We start from the raw sequence: 18,000 nt of genomic DNA on the forward strand, positions 1-18,000 counted from the left end.
AAGACCCGGAGTGCTACCGCCCCGACGGCTGGTTAATCTGGCTCAAACGGAACAACGGATATGACGCCATGACCAGTCACTCGCCAATCGTCGACACCGAGCATGACCCGCGCTGGGCCGCTGTCGTCGCGCGTGATCCTCGCGCCGACGGGCAGTTTGTCTATGCCGTGAAAACCACCGGCATCTACTGCCGTCCCAGCAGCCTGGCGCGCTTGCCGAAACCGCAGAATGTCGAGTTCTTCGACACTGCCGCGCAAGCCGAGGCGGCGGGTTATCGTCCCAGCAAACGGCTGGCCAGGGATCAAAGCGAGGTCGCCGCACAACATGCCCTGACCGTGGCGGCCGCTTGCCGCCAGATCGAAGCCGCCGAAGACCTGCCCGCACTGGGCGAACTGGCCCTGGCGGCGGGCCTGAGCAGCTTTCACTTCCACCGGGTGTTCAAGACCGTGACCGGGCTGACACCCAAGGGTTATGCCACGGCCCATCGTTCCCGCAAGGTCCGTGAGCGTTTGACCGACGGCGGTTCGGTGACCGACGCGCTGTATGACGCCGGCTTCAACTCCAACAGCCGTTTTTATGAAGCGGCGGACCAGCTGCTGGGCATGACACCCGGCGATTACCGCGCAGCCGGTCAAAACAACGACATCCGGTTTGCCGTCGGCCAGTGCTCCCTGGGCGCGATCCTGGTGGCGCAAAGTGCACGCGGGGTGTGCGCGATACTGCTCGGCGACGATCCGCACCAACTGGTCTGTGACTTGCAGGACAAGTTCCGGCGGGCCAACCTGATCGGTGCCGATCACGTGTTCGAACAGCTGATTGCCAAGGTCGTCGGCTTCATCGAAGCCCCCGCCATCGGCCTGGACTTGCCACTGGATGTTCGCGGGACGGCGTTTCAGGAACGGGTCTGGCAAGCGCTGAGGGAAATTCCGGCCGGCAGCACCGCCAGCTACACCGATATCGCCCAGCGCATCGGCTCGCCGAAAGCCGTGCGAGCCGTGGCCCAGGCCTGTGGCGCGAACAGCCTGGCAGTGGCGATCCCGTGTCACCGCGTGGTGCGCAGCGATGGTAATTTGTCAGGATATCGCTGGGGGGTGGAGCGCAAACGACAGCTGCTGGAGCGTGAGGGCCTGTAGGAACCGGCTTGCTGGCGAAAGCGGTCTGATAGTCAACATTGATGTTGGCTGACACGCCGCCGTCGCTGCGGTGCGGCGTTCCGACAAGCCAGCTCCTACAGGGTTTTGTGGGGGCACACTGTTCGTGTACACCTCCTCAACGATTCACATCCACCACCACCCGCCCCCGCAACTGCCCGGCCAGCAAGCGCGGGGCCGCGTCGATCGCTTCACTCAAGCCGATCTCATGGCTGATCAGCGGCAGCAAAGCAAAGTCCAGGTCCTTGGCCAGCCGGTTCCAGGCCAGGATCCGTTTGGCTTTAGGCTGGGTCACACTATTGATCCCCGCCAAGGTCACCCCACGCAAAATGAACGGCGCGACAGAAGCCGGAAAATCCATGCCTTGCGCCAGACCACAGGCAGCCACGGTGCCATTGGATTGAGTACTCGCGCAGGCATTGGCCAGCGTGTGACTGCCCACCGAATCGATGACCGCCGCCCAACGCTCCTTGCCCAAAGGTTTGCCCGGCTCGGACAGCGTCGCCCGGTCAATGATTTCGCTGGCCCCCAGCTGCTTGAGATAATCATGCTCGGCGGTGCGCCCCGTGGAGGCGACCACTCGATAACCGAGCCTGCTCAACAGCGCAATGGCAAAACTGCCGACGCCCCCGTTCGCCCCGGTGACCAGCACCTCGCCCTGCTCCGGCGTCACGCCGTTATGTTCCAGCGCCAGAATGCTCAGCATTGCCGTGTAACCCGCGGTGCCAATCGCCATCGCCTGGGCGGCAGTGAACTCCCGGGGCAGCGGAATCAGCCAGTCGCCCTTCAGGCGCGCCTTCTGCGCCAGTCCGCCCCAATGCCCTTCACCCACGCCCCAGCCATTGAGCAGGACCTGATCACCGACCTTGTAGTCCGGGTGCTCGCTGGATTCGACAGTCCCCGCCAGATCGATCCCCGGCACCATCGGAAATTTTCGCACCACCGGGCTGCTGCCGGTGATCGCCAGGCCATCCTTGAAGTTCAAGGTGCTGTACGTCACCCGCACCGTCACATCGCCTTCGGGCAGTTGATCCTCTTCAATTTCTTGCAGTGTGGCCCGATAGCCGCTGTCGTCCTTGTCGATCAAAATGCCTTGGAACATGGTTGTCTCCTCATGGGATCAATCAGTTGTCGTGCCGTTGAAATACCACAAAGCATGCTGACGCCGTACTCGACTTTAAGCCAGACCGGGCGTAGCCGATAGCGGTCGGCATCTTGCTGCCGGCAGGGCAAAAGACCTCAATGCTTCACTGCGGCACCGGGCACGTGCGCCCGATCAGAAATCTGGACTGGTCGTGCCCCGGTCATTGCTGATACAAAACGTTTCGACCGCCCCTGCCCTGTATTTACGTCGGAGAATCCTGCAATGAGCCAATGGCCAGATACCCGCATTCTAGATCTGCTCGGGATCGAACTGCCGATCATCCAGGCACCCATGGCCGGCGCCACGACCTCGGCCATGGTGATCGCGGCGAGCAACGCCGGCGGCCTGGGCTCGATGCCCGCCGCCATGCTCAGTGTCGAGCAGTTGCGCGAAGAGCTGCAGTCCATTCGCCAGCAAACCCGGCGACCGATCAACGTCAATTTCTTCTGTCATCAGCCCCCGGCAGCCGATGAGCAACGCGCCCGGGACTGGAAAAATCTGCTCGCGCCCTACTACCACGAACTGGGCGTCGACTTCGACGCGCCGACACCGGTGTCCAACCGCGCGCCGTTCGATAACGCGGCCTGCGAAGTGATCGAAGCGCTGCGTCCCGAAGTCGTGAGTTTTCACTTCGGCCTGCCGGAAAAATCCTTGCTGGATCGGGTGAAAGCTACCGGAGCCAAAGTGCTGTCTTCGGCCACCACTGTCGAAGAAGCCCTGTGGCTTGAGCAGCAGGGTTGCGATGCGATCATCGCCATGGGTTATGAAGCGGGCGGTCATCGCGGGATGTTCTTCAGCGACGACCTGAGCAGCCAGATCGGCCTCTTCGCCCTGGTGCCGCAGATCGTCGACGCGGTGAAAGTGCCGGTCATCGCCGCTGGCGGCATTACCGATGCACGAGGCGTCGCGGCGGCGTTTGTGCTCGGAGCGTCGGCGGTGCAAGTGGGCACCGCGTATCTGTTCACGCCAGAGGCCAAGGTCAGTGCCTCTCACCACCAGGCCCTGCGCACGGCCAAGGCGAGCGAGACCGCCGTGACCAATATTTTCACCGGCCGTCCGGCACGGGGCATCCTGAATAGGGTCATGCGCGAACTCGGACCGATGAGCGATAAAGCACCGGCGTTCCCGCTGGCGGGTGGAGCGCTGATGCCGTTGCGGGCCAAGGGCGAAGCGGACTTCAGCAACCTGTGGGCCGGGCAGGCCTTTACCCTGGGAGTTGAACTGACCACGGCGCAGCTGACCCGCAAGCTGGCGGATGAAGGATTGGCAAGATTGATTAACCGCTAAAAACCCGCCATCGATTTTCCGACACGAACACCTGCAGGTCGAAAAGTCGAGGTCAACGCCAAACCCTGTAGGAGCCGGCTTGCCGGCGAAGGCGTCCTCGAGGGCGCTGCAAGGCTTGAAGTTGCTCTCCGCTGACGCGCCATCCCCTGGACGTTCCGTTTGCAGGCAATTCGCTATATATTCTTTTATATAACGATTACCCTCGCCGCACTCGCCAACCACGGAGCCGTTTCATGACCCTGCGTGCCTCACGTTTTGCCCCCACCGGCCTCGCAAGCCTGATCGCCGCCTTCGCCTTCGGCGCTGCCCAGGCGGACGAAGTCCAGGTCGCCGTCGCGGCCAATTTCACGGCACCGATCCAGGCCATCGCGGCTGATTTCGAGAAAGACACCGGGCATAAGCTGGTCATCTCTTTCGGCGCAACCGGCCAGTTCTACACCCAGATTAAAAACGGCGCGCCGTTCGAAGTGTTCCTTTCGGCGGACGACACCACCCCGAAAAAACTCGAAACCGAAGGCGACATCGTCAAGGGCTCGCGCTTCACCTACGCAATCGGCACCCTGGCACTGTGGTCGGCCAAGGAAGGCTACGTCGACGCCAAGGGCAAGGTGCTCAGCGATAACCAGTATCAGCATCTGTCCATCGCCAACCCGAAAACCGCACCTTACGGCCTGGCCGCGACCCAAGTGCTGGCCAGGCTCGGCCTGACCGACAAGGTCAAAGCGAAAATCGTCGAAGGCCAGAACATCACGCAGGCCTATCAGTTCGTTTCCACCGGCAACGCTGAACTGGGCTTCGTGGCGTTGTCACAAATCTACAAGGACGGCAAAGTGACCGGCGGTTCGGCCTGGATCGTTCCAGCCGACATGCACCACCCGATACGGCAAGACGCGGTGATCCTCAACAAAGGCAAGGACAACCCGGCTGCCAAGGCGCTGGTGGACTACCTCAAAGGGCCGAAAGCCGCCGCTGTCATCAAGTCCTACGGTTACCAACTCTAAATGACTCTATCGAGTGCCGACTTTTCCGCGATCTGGCTGACCCTGAAACTGGCGTCATTGACCACGGTCATCCTGCTGATCATCGGCACGCCGATTGCGTTATGGCTGTCGCGCACCCAATCCTGGCTGCGCGGCCCGGTCGGGGCGATCGTCGCCCTGCCCCTGGTGCTGCCACCGACGGTGATTGGCTTCTACCTGCTGCTGGCGCTGGGCCCAAACGGATACATCGGTCAACTCACCCAATCCCTGGGGCTGGGCACGCTCACTTTCAGCTTTGCAGGTTTGGTGATCGGCTCGGTGCTGTACTCGATGCCCTTCGTGGTCCAGCCGCTGCAAAACGCGTTTTCTGCCATCGGCACCCGCCCCCTGGAAGTGGCCGCAACCTTGCGCGCCAATCCTTGGGATACTTTTTTCAGCGTGATACTGCCCCTGGCCCGGCCGGGTTTCATCACCGCGGCCATCCTCGGTTTCGCCCACACCGTCGGTGAGTTCGGCGTGGTGTTGATGATCGGTGGCAACATTCCCGACAAGACCCGGGTAGTCTCGGTGCAGATCTACGACCATGTCGAGGCCATGGAATACGCCCAGGCCCATTGGCTGGCGGGGGCGATGCTGGTGTTCTCGTTTGCCGTGTTGCTGGCGCTCTACTCCAGCCGAAAAACCAAAACGGGCTGGGGCTGATCGATGATTTATACGCGCTTGAAACTGAAGTATTCGGGGTTCGCCCTGGATGTCGATCTGCAACTGCCCGGTCGTGGCGTCACCGCGCTTTACGGTCATTCCGGTTCGGGCAAGACCACTTGCCTGCGCTGCATTGCCGGCCTGGAACGGGCCGAGCAGGGATTTGTCCAGGTCAACGATGAAATCTGGCAAGACAGCGACCAGCAGATTTTCGTCCCGCCACACAAGCGCGCATTGGGTTATGTGTTTCAGGAAGCCAGCCTGTTTCCCCATCTGTCGGTGCTCGCCAACCTGGAATTCGGCCTCAAGCGCATCCCGAAACAGCAACGCCGGGTCGATATGACCCACGCCACCGAACTGCTCGGAATCGGTCACCTGCTGGACCGTCTTCCGCACAACCTGTCGGGCGGGGAACGGCAACGGATCGGCATCGCCCGCGCCCTCCTCACCAGTCCGAATCTGCTGCTGATGGACGAACCGCTGGCAGCGCTGGACAGCCAGCGCAAGGGCGAAATCCTGCCCTACCTGCAACGGCTGCACGATGAACTGGACATCCCGGTGTTGTACGTCAGCCACTCCCAGGACGAAGTCGCGCGGCTGGCCGACCACATCGTCCTGCTCGGCAACGGCAAGGCACTGGCCAGCGGGCCGATCGGCGAAACCCTGGCCCGGCTCGATCTGCCCCTGGCGCTGGGCGATGACGCGGGCGTAGTGATCGAGGGGCAGGTCAGTGCCTATGACCCCGACTATCAACTGTTGACCCTGCAGTTGCCAGGCACGGCCCTGAACATTCGCGTGACGCATACGCCGATGGACGCCGGCCAGGCACTGCGCTGCAAGGTTCAGGCACGGGATGTCAGTCTGAGCCTGCACGGCGTAGAGCAAAGCAGCATCCTCAATCGGCTGCCGGTCACCGTGATCAGCGAGATGGGCGCCGACAATGCCGCTCATGTGTTGATCCGCCTGGACGCCGCCGGCACGCCGCTGCTGGCGCGAATCACCCGCTACTCCAGGGACCAGTTGAGCGTGCACCCCGGCCAGCAACTCTGGGCCCAGATCAAGGCGGTGGCCGTACTGGCATAACCTGTCTGGAAAAACTGGCTGGCACCACCGCAACGGCATGCGGTCAATGGCAATAACGGCCCCTGATTCGTTGCAAGGACTACCGCCATGCCCGATACCGTACCGCCCGACGTGCTGCCGCCTGATTTGCATTACGTCGATGACACGCTGCCCGGCATCACCCGCCGGAAACTGCGCGGCAAGTTCTGCTACTTCGATCCCGCGGGCCGGCGCATCACTGACCCGGACGAAATCAAGCGCATCAACGCCCTCGCCGTGCCTCCGGCCTACACCGATGTGTGGATCTGCGCCGATCCGCGCGGCCACCTGCAAGCCACAGGTCGTGACGCCCGGGGTCGCAAGCAATACCGTTATCACGCGCGCTGGCGGGAAGTGCGCGATGCCGACAAATACTCGCGCCTTCGGGAGTTCGGTCGCGCCTTGCCCAAACTGCGCCGACAGCTGGAAACGCTGCTGGCGGCGCCGGGTTTCAGCCGGGACAAGGTCATGGCCACGGTCATCACCTTACTCGACGCGACATTGATTCGCGTCGGTAACACCCAGTATGCGCGGGAAAATCGCTCCTATGGTCTGACCACCCTGCGCAGGCGTCACGTCGAGATCAATGGCAGTGCGATCCTGTTCCAGTTCCGAGGCAAAAGCGGTGTTGAACATCAGATCACCGTGAAAGACCGGCGCCTGGCGCGAATCATCAAGCGCTGCCAGGAAATTCCCGGACAGAACCTGTTTCAGTATCTCGATGAGAACGGCGAGCGGCACAGCATCAGCTCCTCCGACGTCAACGCCTACCTGCAGACCCTGACCGGCGCCGACTTCACCGCCAAGGATTACCGCACCTGGGCTGGCAGCGTCCTGGCGTTGTCGGTACTGCGTCAATTGCAATGGGAGCCGGAATCGGACGCCAAGCGCCATGTGGTGGAGATGGTGAAAAACGTCGCCCGGCAACTGGGCAACACCCCGGCGGTCTGTCGCAAGTGCTACATCCATCCGGCGGTGCTCGATGGGTTTCTAATCGGCGCCCTGGCCGAGTTGCCGCGCACGAGAACACGCAAAGGACTCAGGGCAGAGGAAGTCGGGCTGGCGATCTTTCTCGAGAAAATGATCGCCGCCGCTGACAAACCCTGACTGGCGCCATACCAGCGCTTAACCGACGAACTGACCGTTGATTTTTTGCATGATCGCAAATGGCTTCTATGCTTGTTCTGGACACGTATCACCTGCGGTGACGCCATGGAAGACATATTCGTCGTGAAGCGCTGCAACAAGATCGTCATTCATGGACGCCGAGTCGGGGAAAACACTCATCCTCCCCCTGACGCCGCCTTCTGGTATCGCATTTTCGATACGCGCACCCGCGGTTTTATGGGCGACGGCTTCGATCTGGAAGTAGACGCCCAAGGTGTCTGCCGGCAGCTGAATGCAAGGTCGCAGATGACCGCCCCACAAGGCTGAAGTCCGGGTCTATACTGAAAAATGCTGAAGGATCAGCGACCCCACCGGTAGAAAGCTCGCTCCCAGCGGGCTTTTTGCTACCACTGACAAGGTGTCTTCAACGGAGGTGTTTGCCATGTCCGAAAAAGAGTCCATCACCACCCTGCTCACCCTGCTTGACTCACGTCAGGCTCGCTTGGCCGCGGCGTGCAAGGAAATCGCCGACTGGGTCGACCATCAAGGCGGGCACCCGACCGCGCTCAGGATTCGTGACCGTCTGAATGACATCGAAAAGGACACGCCACTGATTCGCAACACGCTGTCCTCGCTCAAACCTGTCGACCCGCCCCTGCCGCGGTTCAGATGATTCGACCCGGGCAAACGGTTCAGGAGCACGGCCTGATTCAGGACGCATGAACGGCAACGATCGGTTACCGGATGCGTCCTTGCCTGAGTGTTTCGCGTGATATCCGACAACCCGACCTGGCGTCGGGATTTTTTTGCCTGATATTTCCTTTCACATCGCTTTCACAACTCACCCTCTACAGTGGCCTCACTCCTTTTGAAGCATCCCTTGGCCCGCCCGCATGCGAGCCTTTTTTTTGCCCGCAATCCGGTCAACGAACGTAAACACCGGCGGGGGGTCAAATGATCACACGTCACGAAGGAGACGTCTGATGGTCACCCACTTCAAAATCGGCGGGCATCTGGCCTGCGGTCACAAAGGCAGCAATCTCACTTCCACCCGCGAACTGAATCGGGTGAAATGCAGAAGCTGCCGCAATACCGATGCCTTCAAGGAAGCGCGCAAAAACCAGCGCAACGCTGCACGCCGCGCCTCACGAAAAACCCGAGTCACCCCTACTGCCACCGACTGGCGCACGGCCTGGACCGAGCGGCTCACTGCCATGGCCGGACAGCAACGCTTGCCCCGGGGTTTTACCGGTCAGCCTTTCGTATAGCTGACTGGCCGGGCGGCCGCGTCGAATTCAATCGGTCGGCCGCCCACTACAAGAACGCTCAAATCAGCAAATCGGATGGAACAAGGCTGTTCGTCATGTTTCGAAAGTTATAAGCCCCTGACCTTCCAGGCAGGGCACTACTGGAGAGGAAATCCTGATGAACAGTAGATTTGTGCTTCTGCTTGCCTGCCTGAGCCCCACCCTGACGATGGCCCAGGGGTGCGACGTGCTGACCCGATCCCAGAGCCCTTCCGTACCGGTTATCGAGACCCACACCTGCTATGAATACAAAGGCATGCCGGTGGACGCCATCGACTGGTCCTGCAGCAACGAAAGCCGGGAGATGCTGACCAGCACCAAGAAAAAAGTCGCGCAGTGCGGCGATCGTTACCAGGCCACGTGCATGGGCACCGTGACGCCTGAATCCCTGGCCAATCCCCAGTCCGTCAGCAAGGACAAAAACAGCAAGGCGCTGAACATCCCGAAAGATGCGCAAATCATTACCTATTACTACGGCGCTGAAAATCTCGGGCAATCGAAGGTCGACTGCGAAACCGGCGGTGGCAACTGGAAACAGAAACAGTGACGGGCGCTGTGTCTGCTCACCGAGGTACTTGATGGCCGCACTTGCCGGTGGCCGATGGAGTACAGTAGGCGCCGGGACGGCACGGAATTCAGCTATGCCGTTCGGCGCACGGCTGCCTGCGCAGCAGGTCCTGCAACGCAGGAAAACGGGATAGGTCTCGAAATTTTCAAGCGTGCTTATTAGATGCCAACTGCCCCCACTAATGCACAGTAAACTTGTTATTGGTCGTCTTTTTCATCTGATCGACCAGCCAGACTGAAGCACCGTCGCTATGCGCTGTGCTGCATTCCTCACCATACTTTTCATAACTGACACAGATAACATCGCCTGCAACTTTCCAACGGCCTTTCTCTACTCTATCGCTGGCAATCTGGATTTTCGCAGTCCCGTCACGATTCAAGGTCTCCCAGAAATCATGACCTTTGGCCGTTACGCTGGTGAGCTTGCGACCGATAAGCGTCTGTTCTATCTCGGCGCCGCTTAACTGCTTGGCACCGGCTGGAGGCGGCAAATGGGCATCGTTGGGCGTCTGGGGACCGGAAGAGCACCCCGTCAGAAAAAGCGCCATGGCAAGGGTAGTCAATAGCTTGAACATCACGTCCACCTCTTTATCTGCCTGTGCGAACACTGGAAATATTAAGGTTAGATACATACTACTGGCGCAATATATTTTCTGATTATTAGCGCTATAGCGCGCCATCGCGAACGATAGTCGTATCGTGTCAATTTGTTGGCAACAATGCATTTCATCAACTAGGATTCGTAGCTCATCACGCGTCTTCTTAATCAGGCGTCAATCAGGGAGAGATAGATGAAATCCATTCGTGCTGCCGAGAAAACCTATCGAGCATGGTCCAGCCCGATCCTGCTCGAACTCAAGGCGCGAGAGCATCAACTGGATCCGGATGCCCGGCAGGCCCTGCAAAACGTCTTGGTGGAGAGAAGACTGGTGAATGTCGGCAATCCTTCAGGGGGTGATCGGCGCAAACCTGATCCAACACCGGGTGGAGGTCAACCCTAGATGTGTTGAAGGTCGCCAACAGGGCAGTGGTCAAGCAGCCACGACCGTAGCAGACACAGTGGGCTGGCGATTGGAAAGAGGTTGCGCAAGTGAAAGGCAAATTACTGGGTGCCGCCGCCACCTTGGCGATCATTGGTGCCGTGACATACGGGTTGAGAACCTGGGAAGCCAGCGAGAACCCGCAGCGGGATGAATCGTGCAAGATTGCCCAGCAGCGTTTGAAAACCTTGGAAATCCAGGTGCGAGCGTTGGCGGCGGGACTTTCAGTCGATGGTTACGCCGAGGCCGAGAAGGCAGAGGTCGGCAAGCTGGTCCACGCCCTCGATACGGCCAAAAGCGAGCAAGAGGTCGAGGCGGTCATCGAGGCGCACGCCGCCACGGTCAAAGCCCAGGTTGACGCTTCGGATGCCGAGGTGAAATCCCGTGGCGATCAACTGTTTCTCGAACAGCGGCTGAAAGAACAGCGAATAACGGCCGACGTCAAACAGGAGCTCAAGCGCGCCGAGAAGGCGGTCGCTACGGCCTGTAATTGATTCCCTGGCATTTCCTGCCGGCAAACGACAGGCACCCACCGCTCGTCCGCTGCCCAGCACCATTTCGTCGCCGATTCTTCCAATGCTGTGTTAACCACATGCAAGGAAGACTCACCATGATCAAGCATAAAATTGCAGCGCTCACGCTTGCAGGCCTTGTCTCTGCCGGCTCGCTGTATGCGGTCGCAGCAGACAGCACCTCCACGGGGTCGACTTCCACCGATGGCACCAGCCAGACCCGTGAACCGGCGCCAAAAAGCACAAATGCCGATCCGGACGCCGCCTCGCTCCCCAAAGGAGCCGATGGCGGTACCACGGATAGCGGGCCAACGCCTGCCGGTTCCAAACCAGGCGGTGCCGACAAGGCTGGAGGCGGTAGCAGCAGCGGAGGCGGTGGTGGCAGCTAGTGGGATGACTCGGGGCGTTTGTACAGCCTCGATTCCTTGTGGGAGCGAGACAGGCTTGCCGGCGAATAGGTGCATCAGTCGAGGTCGATGCCGGATGTCAGTTCACTTTCGTCTGAATGCCGCCGAAAGCCGGCTCGCTCTCACACTGGATCTTCGGCGCTTCGCTACGCACGATGCTCAAGGTATTCGCTCAAAGCCTTTCGCGTCAGATCATTCAAGGAAATGCTCAGCTGGGTAGCAGCCACACTGGCAGCCAGGTGCAGGTCATGCCCTACCCTTACGTTGAACGAGCCCTTGCACGGAATCTCTGGCTCCTGCCCGAGTGATGCGCAGGTATCAAGGTAGTCGTCCACTGCATCACGGAACGCTTGGCTCAGCTCTGCAACAGTCTCGCCTTCATAGCTAACCAGAGCGCGAATGAACTGAAGCTTGCCGAACAGGCAATTATCCTCAGGGCTGGCCTCGATGGAGCCGTAATAGCTACGGTGCTGCAACATAGTGCTCATCAGATCAATCCTCCTGCTTTCAGGTGCTCGATTACCTGCCGTTTGACGTAAGCCTTCAGTTCGTTGCCCGGATGTGGCTTGTGCAGGTTGATCATCGCCCGTGGGTTGCCGTTGTCGAATTTTACCCGACTGCCGTTACCCTCGATCGGGTGGTATCCAAGCCCACCTAGTAGCGTGACCAGTTCCGTCCAAGTGAATCCTGCTTGCTTGTTCAGCAGCTTCGCGAGCAGCTTTTGTTGCTTGGACATTGGACCTCCGCATATGCGACTAATTTTAGTTGCATAGTCGTGACAGGTCAAGCAATCCTGTCAAGCTGGCACAGGCCCGTATCTGACTGGCCAACGCGTGACCGACACCCGATTACTGGACAAGAGGGATGTCCGCGACGGCCAAATTTGGGTGCTGCAGGGCAAGACGAATGCAAAACGTCGGATCGAGATAACTGGCGAACTGAAGGATTTGATCGATCGAATTATGTCCAGGAAGGCAGGACACAAGGTCCGCTCGACACGGATGGCCGTTACGGAGGATGGCACGCCGATGTCAGTGACGATGTTACGGGGAAGGTTTGACTTGGCCAGAGAGGCCGCCGGCGTTGCGAAGTCCGAGTTTCAAATGCGTGATTTACGCGCTAAAGCTGCTACGGACAAAGCCGAATCAAGCGGGGACATCATGCAGGCTTGAGATCAACTTGGGCATACTACCGTCGTTATGACCGGGCAATACATCCGCAATCGGAAAGGAAAGAAAGTCTCTCCTACGAAGTGAATTGCGACCCAACTCTAATTTTGCGACCCAGAAACAAACAAGGGTTTGCATCAGCTTTCGCCCGCAAACCCTTGATTTTTAAATGGTGCCCGAAGCCGGAATCGAACCGGCACGCCCTTACGAGCGGGGGATTTTAAGTCCCATGCGTCTACCAGTTTCGCCATTCGGGCGGTAGCGCGGTGAAGCGGTCTGAACAGTGCCAATTACGAGCTGGCAGATCTGACCCTTGTGCTGCAGAGGTGGAAATATATACATCCATCCCCGGTGAAGCAAGTTCGCAGATGCCCATTTCAAGACTAAATCTTGCCGGAGACTGCAAATAAAAAAGCTCCGTAAATCATAGATCTACGGAGCTTGTTTAAACTGGAGGCCGAAATCGGAATCGAACCGGCGTAGGTGGATTTGCCATCCACGCTACAAAGCTAAGTAGATCAACAGCTTAGCATAATAAATGTTGTGCAAGCTACTGATTTTCAACGACCTGCAGTCCGCGTAATTAGCGGCAAGATATCTTCCACAATTGATCCAGCCGCGTGGTGTAGCTTTGGCTCATCATTTCCCGCCTCATACCCCAATCAGGGTTGATCGGCACACTCGCTGCGCGCACCGTTCCTCTCCCCCATCGCCCATTGATCTCATCCAACACCGCCATGACTCTCGATGCCTCGGCCGGCTGTGAGGTCGCAAACAAATCATCGGTATACTCACCTGGTTGGCAGAGATTAAGCAGCATCACCTCTGCCTTGCTGTAGTTGAAGCCCGGCCGGAACAAGCGATCAAGCGCGTCGACCGCCAACTTGATCAGTAGACGTACGTCATCGGTCGGGTAAGGCAGATCGACTACCACACCGTTCGCGTATTTGGCTTCCTCCGGGTTGAACATGCCGGTACGAATGCTGACGCGGATCTTCTTGCACAGCGAATTCTGGGCTCGCAGTTTTTCCGAGGCGCGCATCATGTAGGTGGCCACCGCTTCCTTGATAGGTGGCAGCTCCTGCAGGCGCTTGCCAAACATCCGGCTGCAGCAGATCTCCTGTTTGGGCGGGTCGGGTTCGTCGAGCTCCAGGCATGGCGTGCCCGCCAACTCTCGGGCCGTCTTCTCGATCACCACGCTGAAATTTTTTCGCAGCATCCAGGGGTCGGACTTGGCCAAGTCCATGGCGGTCTTGATGCCCATGGCATCCAGGTGCATTTTCATCTTGCGCCCGACGCCCCATACCTCAGCTACATCGGTGTTACGAAGCACCCAGGCACGCTTGGTCGGGTCACAGATGTTCACTACGCCGCCGGTATGTGCCTGGAGCCGCTTGGCCGTGTGGTTGGCCAGCTTGGCTAAAGTTTTGGTGGGTGCAATACCAACGCCGACCGGGATGCCCGTGCAGCGCAGCACCCGGCTGCGAATCCGACGTCCAAGCCCGTCAAGATCACCGATACCAGTGAGGTCGGCGAATGCTTCATCGATGCTATACACCTCAACCGCCGGCACCATTGACTCAATCAGCGTCATCACACGCTCACTCATATCGCCATACAGTGCGTAATTCGACGAAAACGCGATGATGCCGTGCTGCTTGAGCTTGTGCTTGATCTGAAAATACGGCTCGCCCATCTTCACGAAAGGTTTGGCATCGTAGCTTCGGGCGATGACGCAGCCATCGTTGTTCGACAGCACCACAATGGGCACCTTGGCCAGGTCGGGGCGGAACACCCGTTCGCAGCTGGCATAAAAACTGTTGCAGTCGATCAGGCCGAATACAGGCGACACCTTAGACATGACTACGCACGCTACTGGTAACCACACCCCATATAGAGAGTTCATCGCCTTCCAGCACATAGCGCGGAGGGTACTTTGGGTTTTCCGATAGCAGGACCACGTCCTTCCCGCGAAGACAAAGACGCTTGCAAACCGGCTCGTTGTTCAACAGAGCGATCACAATGTGCCCGTGAACCGGTTCGATGGAACGATCCACCACTGCAAGATCGCCCTCAAAAATTCCTGCACCCTGCATGCTTTCCCCCATGAGTGACACCAGGTAGACATGCGGTGCCCGAACATTCAGCACCTCGTCCAGCGAAATGTGCGCCTCGATGTGGTCTGCCGCCGGAGAAGGGAATCCTGCAGGTACTCGGAACAGGCACAACGGCACCCTTCTTCCGCCTTCGGCGACAGGGCCTAAAATTGAATAGCTCATGATGCAGGAAACCCAAGACTGTACATATATACAGTAAACTGTATGTAGGGCTTGAGGTCAATTTTACGTAGGACAAATCTGATTAGTGGGGCGCTGAACTTCAACCCCATGAGGACGGTGCCATGAGGTGTCAGGGGAATTAGACATTCCTGGGGACGGCCACCCTGCAGACGGCGCGTGATGGTTGTTCCCACTGATGTTGATCAGTTGAGTGTTTTCAGAGTCACAACGGGGTGAGGACGACAATTAATGATGCTAAACAGCACCAATAGTATGATAGATTTTGTGCTATTCACCATTTTTCCAAGGGGTTAATCATGGGAACTGTGCGAAAGACCATCACTGTGACCGACCAGCAAGACGGTTGGATCAAAGCACAGATTGAAGCTGGCCATTACACCAATGACAGCGAATACATTCGCGATCTGATTCGTCGTGAACAAGAGCGCAGCGCTGAGCTTGAGACCGTCCGTGCTGCACTTCGGGAAGGAGAGACCAGCGGGAAACCTCGACCATTCGATCCAGCAGCGTTCAAGCAACGAATGTTGACCGCGCATGGCTGAGTACCGTCTTACCCCTGCCGCCGAGGGTGACCTTGAGGTTATCTGGAGTTATACCGCCCGACAGTGGAGCGTTGATCAGGCCAACCGCTACATCGACATTTTGACCGCGGCGTTTGCGGAACTGGCCCAGCATCCAAAAACTGCCCCGGCTTGCGACGCCATACGACCTGGTTATCGCCGCTGCAGTGTTGAGCGGCACATGATTTACTTTCGAGTGACGGCTTACGGAATTGCAATCGTCCGGGTTTTGCACGATCGGATGGATGCACAGCGCAATTTTTGATGATCGTTACCCAGGAGCCGCACCTCCGCTGATCGTCAAGCGTTACTCGAAAACCGGCCGCGTCATCCGCCGCGACCTCAGCGTGGGGGCTGCCGGCGAGCGTGTGCCAGCGCAGGATCAATACCTGGTGCCTCGATCCGAGACGCAAAGGCCGCACGTGCTCCGCTTCGTGATCCTGTTTCGTGCGCCTGAGGCAAAACTGTTGCGGAACCCCAATCAAAAATTGCGGAACACTTCACTTTCCTACAGGTATAAAAAAACCCCGTAGATCATTGATCTACAGGGTTTTTAAGAGTGGAGGCCGAGGTCGGAATCGAACCGGCGTAGGTGGATTTGCAATCCACTGCATAACCATTTTGCTACTCGGCCTCAAACATCTGATGTCATGCAGCACAACACCAAACGCGTACAAACTTGGAGTAAGATCTCGATCTAACTCCTTGAAAACATTGAGCTTTTTGAGCGGTCAGTGCTTTCGATGGCGTGAATTATGTACTGATTTCCCGAGGCTGGCAACCCCTTGATTTCAAAAAAATTATGGCAGGTGGATCGGGAGTTTTTCAGGCGACCGTTCAGCCCTGTGGATTGGGATCTTCCGCTACTTCCGCTATTTGCACTACGGCAATCAACGGGTCTATGCCCCAGTCTCCGTGCAGATACCAGTCGTCTCCGATCATTTCGGCAGGATGCATCGTGCGGTCGGAGCCATTGCCGCATGCCAGTGAACTGGCTGGACAATACCGGTCGCAGCCCCAGCAAATGCGCTCAGGGTGCTTGGGGCTGATGGGAAAAGGCTTGGCCATGTCTATCCCTCGGTTTACATCCAGGGTGTACCGCCAACGTACATCGTTCGCGCAACGATGCCCTTGATAGGGATCAAGAACCGACATTGAGCGCTCGCACCTTTCGGCAGTCTTGAGGCTAGACTTTCGATAGCCCATGAAATGACCTGGAGATGCTGCTTATGCCTGATAAAACCCCTCCCTCAACGGCACAACCCCCGGTCCAACTATCGACCTGGGAAGATAAAGGTGCGCAACAATCACTCGAAGCAGAGGCCTTTACCGCGCCACCGGAATTGACCAATGCCGAGCTGGTACACTTGCGTGTGCGGGTGATCGCCCTGGAAAACCTGGTCATTGCCTTGCTGACCCAGGGCTCGGCTCAGCAGCTGGCTATCGCCCGGGAAATGGCGGCCTACATTTCCCCTCGCCCCGGCTTTACCCAGCATCCCCTGACCATTCACGCGGCGGCGCAGATGAATGACAGCGTCGATCGTGCCGAGCGATTTCGCAAGCGCTATGAGCCTTGATCCGCGTGATGGACGGATGTTGCAACCAGAGGTCAACCCCGCAACACAAAGGCGGGAAACAACTCGCGCATTTCGGCCCAAAGATCAGGCAACAACGCTTGTATCGAAACGCTCGGCAACAGCGGATCGAACATCCGCTCGGTACGCACCAGTTGCACGGCGAAACGCTTGACCCCGAGTTGGCTCAAACGCTGCGCCAGGATCAATAGACGCGCCGGCTCGAACAGATGCCAATGCACGGTGGTGCGACATTCATAGTCGACACCACTGGCCAGCAAGTACTCGAGGCTGCGCCAGTTGGCGGTGCCACTGCCCTTGACCCGGGTGATGGCCTGGCAGTCTTCGGGCAACGCCTTGACATCGAAACCGACCCAATCGGCCCCGACCAAGGCCTTGGCAAAGGCCGCGGGCTTGATCCCGGCACTGTGCAAACCGATGCGAAAGCCCAGCGCCCGCACTTCATCCATGGCGTCGGGCAAGCCATCCTGCAGGGTCGGTTCCCCGCCGCTGAACACCACCGCATCGAGCAGGTCCTGGCGCCGTTGCAAAAACGCCAGCACCCGCCGCCAATCCACTTCCTCGGTGCCACGGGGCGGGATCAACTGCGGGTTATGACAGTAGCGACAGCGCCAGGCGCACCCCTGGCAGAACAGCACGCAGGCGAGCTGTCCCGGGTAGTCGATAGTGGTCAGGGGCACCATGCCCCCGACCCGTAGCATTCGACTCATTGGCGCCCGGCCAGTGCCGCGCTTTCAGTGAAATGCACTCGCTCGCGGTGCTCGGATTGTTTACCCGGGTTGAATGCCGACACGGGACGGTGATAGCCCATCACCCGGGTCCAGACTTCGCAGCGTTGACGTTGAGCCTGGGGCAGTGTTTGCGATGCAGTCATGGTGAAGCTCCTTGCGGTGGAGTGGATTGGAATCAATGGACGGTACGGACCTCCCCCTGTAGGAGCTGGCTTGCCAGCGAAAGCGGCCAAGAGCCTTGCAGCGCCCATGAAGACGCCTTCGCCAGCAAGCCGGCTCCTACAGAGGAGCGTGATCGGCTTCAATGAACGGTGCCGATACCAAACCCTGTAGGACCTGG

At 58.7% G+C, this 18,000-nt stretch carries 26 protein-coding genes, 2 tRNA genes and 1 pseudogene; 18 read left to right on the plus strand and 11 right to left on the minus strand.

All coding sequences use genetic code 11. The features are described 5' to 3' along the window. The first annotated feature begins 68 nt into the window (after positions 1-68). The gene (ada, locus tag J2W17_RS30745) at positions 69-1,133 is read left to right on the plus strand and encodes a bifunctional DNA-binding transcriptional regulator/O6-methylguanine-DNA methyltransferase Ada (protein WP_307344048.1); all 1,065 of its coding nucleotides are present in this window, start codon (positions 69-71) and stop codon (positions 1,131-1,133) included. Between the two features lie 136 nt (positions 1,134-1,269). Here the strand turns inward: ada and acuI are convergent, their stop codons facing one another. After that, entirely contained in the window at positions 1,270-2,253 is a 984-nt protein-coding gene (gene acuI, locus J2W17_RS30750) for an acrylyl-CoA reductase (NADPH) (RefSeq protein ID WP_307344050.1), read from the minus strand. Positions 2,254-2,517: 264 nt separating this feature from the next. On the opposite strand from acuI, the gene J2W17_RS30755 reads away from it, so the two are divergent. The 9 genes from J2W17_RS30755 to J2W17_RS30795 all read left to right on the plus strand — a co-directional run bounded on the left by J2W17_RS30755 (position 2,518) and on the right by J2W17_RS30795 (position 9,326). Continuing rightward, on the plus strand, positions 2,518-3,582 hold the full coding sequence (locus J2W17_RS30755; RefSeq protein ID WP_307344052.1) for an NAD(P)H-dependent flavin oxidoreductase: 1,065 nt from the start codon (positions 2,518-2,520) through the stop codon (positions 3,580-3,582). Between the two features lie 233 nt (positions 3,583-3,815). Continuing rightward, positions 3,816-4,583, plus strand: a complete 768-nt coding sequence (gene modA / locus J2W17_RS30760) for a molybdate ABC transporter substrate-binding protein (RefSeq protein WP_307344054.1) — start codon at positions 3,816-3,818, stop codon at positions 4,581-4,583. Then, the gene (modB, locus tag J2W17_RS30765) at positions 4,584-5,264 is read left to right on the plus strand and encodes a molybdate ABC transporter permease subunit (protein ID WP_307344056.1); all 681 of its coding nucleotides are present in this window, start codon (positions 4,584-4,586) and stop codon (positions 5,262-5,264) included. Positions 5,265-5,267: 3 nt separating this feature from the next. Further along, complete coding sequence (modC, locus tag J2W17_RS30770) at positions 5,268-6,347, plus strand: molybdenum ABC transporter ATP-binding protein (RefSeq protein WP_307344058.1); 1,080 nt, start codon at positions 5,268-5,270, stop codon at positions 6,345-6,347. 87 nt (positions 6,348-6,434) lie between these two features. Further along, the gene (locus tag J2W17_RS30775) at positions 6,435-7,472 is read left to right on the plus strand and encodes a DNA topoisomerase IB (protein WP_307344060.1); all 1,038 of its coding nucleotides are present in this window, start codon (positions 6,435-6,437) and stop codon (positions 7,470-7,472) included. A gap of 105 nt (positions 7,473-7,577) precedes the next feature. After that, positions 7,578-7,799, plus strand: coding sequence for a hypothetical protein (locus J2W17_RS30780; RefSeq protein ID WP_307344062.1), 222 nt, complete (start codon positions 7,578-7,580; stop codon positions 7,797-7,799). A gap of 115 nt (positions 7,800-7,914) precedes the next feature. Continuing rightward, a complete protein-coding gene (locus tag J2W17_RS30785) occupies positions 7,915-8,145 on the plus strand; it encodes a hypothetical protein (RefSeq protein WP_007946177.1) in 231 nt (76 codons plus the stop codon). Between the two features lie 310 nt (positions 8,146-8,455). Further along, the gene (locus tag J2W17_RS30790) at positions 8,456-8,740 is read left to right on the plus strand and encodes a hypothetical protein (RefSeq protein ID WP_307344064.1); all 285 of its coding nucleotides are present in this window, start codon (positions 8,456-8,458) and stop codon (positions 8,738-8,740) included. Positions 8,741-8,897: 157 nt separating this feature from the next. Then, entirely contained in the window at positions 8,898-9,326 is a 429-nt protein-coding gene (locus J2W17_RS30795; protein WP_307344066.1) for a hypothetical protein, read from the plus strand. A gap of 199 nt (positions 9,327-9,525) precedes the next feature. On the opposite strand, the gene J2W17_RS30800 is transcribed toward J2W17_RS30795, so the two are convergent. Continuing rightward, positions 9,526-9,921 carry a hypothetical protein gene (locus J2W17_RS30800; protein ID WP_307344068.1) on the minus strand — a complete coding sequence of 132 codons (396 nt, stop codon included), beginning with the start codon at positions 9,919-9,921 and terminating at the stop codon, positions 9,526-9,528. A 216-nt stretch (positions 9,922-10,137) separates the two neighbouring features. Here J2W17_RS30800 and J2W17_RS30805 point away from each other — a divergent pair, with 216 nt between their 5' ends. The 3 genes from J2W17_RS30805 to J2W17_RS30815 all read left to right on the plus strand — a co-directional run bounded on the left by J2W17_RS30805 (position 10,138) and on the right by J2W17_RS30815 (position 11,287). Beyond that, positions 10,138-10,347 (plus strand): hypothetical protein, encoded by a 210-nt coding sequence (locus tag J2W17_RS30805; protein WP_307344070.1) that lies wholly within the window; start codon positions 10,138-10,140, stop codon positions 10,345-10,347. Positions 10,348-10,436: 89 nt separating this feature from the next. After that, positions 10,437-10,880, plus strand: coding sequence for a hypothetical protein (locus J2W17_RS30810; protein ID WP_307344072.1), 444 nt, complete (start codon positions 10,437-10,439; stop codon positions 10,878-10,880). 116 nt (positions 10,881-10,996) lie between these two features. Beyond that, positions 10,997-11,287: a hypothetical protein gene (locus J2W17_RS30815; RefSeq protein ID WP_307344074.1), complete on the plus strand. Its 291-nt coding sequence runs from the start codon at positions 10,997-10,999 to the stop codon at positions 11,285-11,287. A 164-nt stretch (positions 11,288-11,451) separates the two neighbouring features. On the opposite strand, the gene J2W17_RS30820 is transcribed toward J2W17_RS30815, so the two are convergent. Both J2W17_RS30820 and J2W17_RS30825 read right to left on the minus strand, forming a co-directional pair. Continuing rightward, positions 11,452-11,793: a type II toxin-antitoxin system HicB family antitoxin gene (locus J2W17_RS30820; RefSeq protein ID WP_307344076.1), complete on the minus strand. Its 342-nt coding sequence runs from the start codon at positions 11,791-11,793 to the stop codon at positions 11,452-11,454. Further along, positions 11,793-12,041 (minus strand): type II toxin-antitoxin system HicA family toxin, encoded by a 249-nt coding sequence (locus J2W17_RS30825; protein ID WP_307344078.1) that lies wholly within the window; start codon positions 12,039-12,041, stop codon positions 11,793-11,795. Before J2W17_RS30825 ends, J2W17_RS30820 begins: the two co-directional genes overlap by 1 nt. A gap of 79 nt (positions 12,042-12,120) precedes the next feature. On the opposite strand from J2W17_RS30825, the pseudogene J2W17_RS30830 reads away from it, so the two are divergent. Next, positions 12,121-12,561 (plus strand): annotated as a pseudogene (locus J2W17_RS30830) (tyrosine-type recombinase/integrase); the annotation flags it as partial. 83 nt (positions 12,562-12,644) lie between these two features. Here J2W17_RS30830 and J2W17_RS30835 read toward each other — a convergent pair. The 3 genes from J2W17_RS30835 to J2W17_RS30845 all read right to left on the minus strand — a co-directional run bounded on the left by J2W17_RS30835 (position 12,645) and on the right by J2W17_RS30845 (position 14,753). Further along, positions 12,645-12,731, minus strand: a tRNA-Leu gene (locus J2W17_RS30835). 326 nt (positions 12,732-13,057) lie between these two features. After that, positions 13,058-14,335: a translesion error-prone DNA polymerase V subunit UmuC gene (umuC, locus tag J2W17_RS30840; RefSeq protein WP_307344080.1), complete on the minus strand. Its 1,278-nt coding sequence runs from the start codon at positions 14,333-14,335 to the stop codon at positions 13,058-13,060. Next, a complete protein-coding gene (locus tag J2W17_RS30845; RefSeq protein WP_307344082.1) occupies positions 14,328-14,753 on the minus strand; it encodes a LexA family protein in 426 nt (141 codons plus the stop codon). Before J2W17_RS30845 ends, umuC begins: the two co-directional genes overlap by 8 nt. Positions 14,754-15,070: 317 nt before the next feature. On the opposite strand from J2W17_RS30845, the gene J2W17_RS30850 reads away from it, so the two are divergent. The 3 genes from J2W17_RS30850 to J2W17_RS30860 are packed head-to-tail and all read left to right on the plus strand — an operon-like array spanning position 15,071 to position 15,867. Then, positions 15,071-15,316 (plus strand): type II toxin-antitoxin system ParD family antitoxin, encoded by a 246-nt coding sequence (locus tag J2W17_RS30850; protein WP_307344084.1) that lies wholly within the window; start codon positions 15,071-15,073, stop codon positions 15,314-15,316. Next, positions 15,309-15,599, plus strand: a complete 291-nt coding sequence (locus J2W17_RS30855) for a type II toxin-antitoxin system RelE/ParE family toxin (protein WP_307344086.1) — start codon at positions 15,309-15,311, stop codon at positions 15,597-15,599. The genes J2W17_RS30850 and J2W17_RS30855 overlap by 8 nt, the downstream gene beginning before the upstream one ends. After that, the gene (locus J2W17_RS30860; RefSeq protein ID WP_307344088.1) at positions 15,580-15,867 is read left to right on the plus strand and encodes a hypothetical protein; all 288 of its coding nucleotides are present in this window, start codon (positions 15,580-15,582) and stop codon (positions 15,865-15,867) included. Before J2W17_RS30855 ends, J2W17_RS30860 begins: the two co-directional genes overlap by 20 nt. 27 nt (positions 15,868-15,894) lie before the next feature. On the opposite strand, the gene J2W17_RS30865 is transcribed toward J2W17_RS30860, so the two are convergent. Together J2W17_RS30865 and J2W17_RS30870 are read right to left on the minus strand one after the other, a co-directional pair. Further along, positions 15,895-15,968 (minus strand) — tRNA-Cys (locus tag J2W17_RS30865). Between the two features lie 203 nt (positions 15,969-16,171). Continuing rightward, entirely contained in the window at positions 16,172-16,402 is a 231-nt protein-coding gene (locus tag J2W17_RS30870; protein WP_307344091.1) for a DUF3079 domain-containing protein, read from the minus strand. Between the two features lie 161 nt (positions 16,403-16,563). Between J2W17_RS30870 and J2W17_RS30875 the strand changes: the two genes are divergently transcribed. Beyond that, entirely contained in the window at positions 16,564-16,911 is a 348-nt protein-coding gene (locus J2W17_RS30875; RefSeq protein ID WP_307344093.1) for a hypothetical protein, read from the plus strand. A gap of 32 nt (positions 16,912-16,943) precedes the next feature. Here J2W17_RS30875 and J2W17_RS30880 read toward each other — a convergent pair whose 3' ends face one another. Next, positions 16,944-17,639, minus strand: a complete 696-nt coding sequence (locus J2W17_RS30880; RefSeq protein WP_307344095.1) for an anaerobic ribonucleoside-triphosphate reductase activating protein — start codon at positions 17,637-17,639, stop codon at positions 16,944-16,946. Then, positions 17,636-17,803, minus strand: a complete 168-nt coding sequence (nrdD, locus tag J2W17_RS30885; protein WP_017338867.1) for an anaerobic ribonucleoside-triphosphate reductase — start codon at positions 17,801-17,803, stop codon at positions 17,636-17,638. The genes J2W17_RS30880 and nrdD overlap by 4 nt, the downstream gene beginning before the upstream one ends. Positions 17,804-18,000: the final 197 nt, after the last annotated feature.

The sequence above is a fragment of the Pseudomonas lini genome (genome assembly GCF_030812475.1).
GTDB lineage: Bacteria > Pseudomonadota > Gammaproteobacteria > Pseudomonadales > Pseudomonadaceae > Aquipseudomonas > Aquipseudomonas lini_A.

What these genes read in the sequence shown, in the direction of transcription:
- nrdD (WP_017338867.1), bottom strand. Translation starts at nt 17,803, where the DNA reads ATGACTGCATCGCAAACACTGCCCCAGGCTCAACGTCAACGCTGCGAA.
- J2W17_RS30845 (WP_307344082.1), bottom strand. Translation starts at nt 14,753, where the DNA reads ATGAGCTATTCAATTTTAGGCCCTGTCGCCGAAGGCGGAAGAAGGGTG.
- J2W17_RS30820 (WP_307344076.1), bottom strand. Translation starts at nt 11,793, where the DNA reads ATGAGCACTATGTTGCAGCACCGTAGCTATTACGGCTCCATCGAGGCC.
- umuC (WP_307344080.1), bottom strand. Translation starts at nt 14,335, where the DNA reads ATGTCTAAGGTGTCGCCTGTATTCGGCCTGATCGACTGCAACAGTTTT.
- modB (WP_307344056.1), top strand. Translation starts at nt 4,584, where the DNA reads ATGACTCTATCGAGTGCCGACTTTTCCGCGATCTGGCTGACCCTGAAA.
- acuI (WP_307344050.1), bottom strand. Translation starts at nt 2,253, where the DNA reads ATGTTCCAAGGCATTTTGATCGACAAGGACGACAGCGGCTATCGGGCC.
- modC (WP_307344058.1), top strand. Translation starts at nt 5,268, where the DNA reads ATGATTTATACGCGCTTGAAACTGAAGTATTCGGGGTTCGCCCTGGAT.
- J2W17_RS30785 (WP_007946177.1), top strand. Translation starts at nt 7,915, where the DNA reads ATGTCCGAAAAAGAGTCCATCACCACCCTGCTCACCCTGCTTGACTCA.
- ada (WP_307344048.1), top strand. Translation starts at nt 69, where the DNA reads ATGACCAGTCACTCGCCAATCGTCGACACCGAGCATGACCCGCGCTGG.
- J2W17_RS30860 (WP_307344088.1), top strand. Translation starts at nt 15,580, where the DNA reads ATGCACAGCGCAATTTTTGATGATCGTTACCCAGGAGCCGCACCTCCG.
- J2W17_RS30815 (WP_307344074.1), top strand. Translation starts at nt 10,997, where the DNA reads ATGATCAAGCATAAAATTGCAGCGCTCACGCTTGCAGGCCTTGTCTCT.
- modA (WP_307344054.1), top strand. Translation starts at nt 3,816, where the DNA reads ATGACCCTGCGTGCCTCACGTTTTGCCCCCACCGGCCTCGCAAGCCTG.
- J2W17_RS30825 (WP_307344078.1), bottom strand. Translation starts at nt 12,041, where the DNA reads ATGTCCAAGCAACAAAAGCTGCTCGCGAAGCTGCTGAACAAGCAAGCA.
- J2W17_RS30805 (WP_307344070.1), top strand. Translation starts at nt 10,138, where the DNA reads ATGAAATCCATTCGTGCTGCCGAGAAAACCTATCGAGCATGGTCCAGC.
- J2W17_RS30875 (WP_307344093.1), top strand. Translation starts at nt 16,564, where the DNA reads ATGCCTGATAAAACCCCTCCCTCAACGGCACAACCCCCGGTCCAACTA.
- J2W17_RS30755 (WP_307344052.1), top strand. Translation starts at nt 2,518, where the DNA reads ATGAGCCAATGGCCAGATACCCGCATTCTAGATCTGCTCGGGATCGAA.
- J2W17_RS30790 (WP_307344064.1), top strand. Translation starts at nt 8,456, where the DNA reads ATGGTCACCCACTTCAAAATCGGCGGGCATCTGGCCTGCGGTCACAAA.
- J2W17_RS30880 (WP_307344095.1), bottom strand. Translation starts at nt 17,639, where the DNA reads ATGAGTCGAATGCTACGGGTCGGGGGCATGGTGCCCCTGACCACTATC.
- J2W17_RS30870 (WP_307344091.1), bottom strand. Translation starts at nt 16,402, where the DNA reads ATGGCCAAGCCTTTTCCCATCAGCCCCAAGCACCCTGAGCGCATTTGC.
- J2W17_RS30800 (WP_307344068.1), bottom strand. Translation starts at nt 9,921, where the DNA reads ATGTTCAAGCTATTGACTACCCTTGCCATGGCGCTTTTTCTGACGGGG.
- J2W17_RS30780 (WP_307344062.1), top strand. Translation starts at nt 7,578, where the DNA reads ATGGAAGACATATTCGTCGTGAAGCGCTGCAACAAGATCGTCATTCAT.
- J2W17_RS30795 (WP_307344066.1), top strand. Translation starts at nt 8,898, where the DNA reads ATGAACAGTAGATTTGTGCTTCTGCTTGCCTGCCTGAGCCCCACCCTG.
- J2W17_RS30855 (WP_307344086.1), top strand. Translation starts at nt 15,309, where the DNA reads ATGGCTGAGTACCGTCTTACCCCTGCCGCCGAGGGTGACCTTGAGGTT.
- J2W17_RS30775 (WP_307344060.1), top strand. Translation starts at nt 6,435, where the DNA reads ATGCCCGATACCGTACCGCCCGACGTGCTGCCGCCTGATTTGCATTAC.
- J2W17_RS30850 (WP_307344084.1), top strand. Translation starts at nt 15,071, where the DNA reads ATGGGAACTGTGCGAAAGACCATCACTGTGACCGACCAGCAAGACGGT.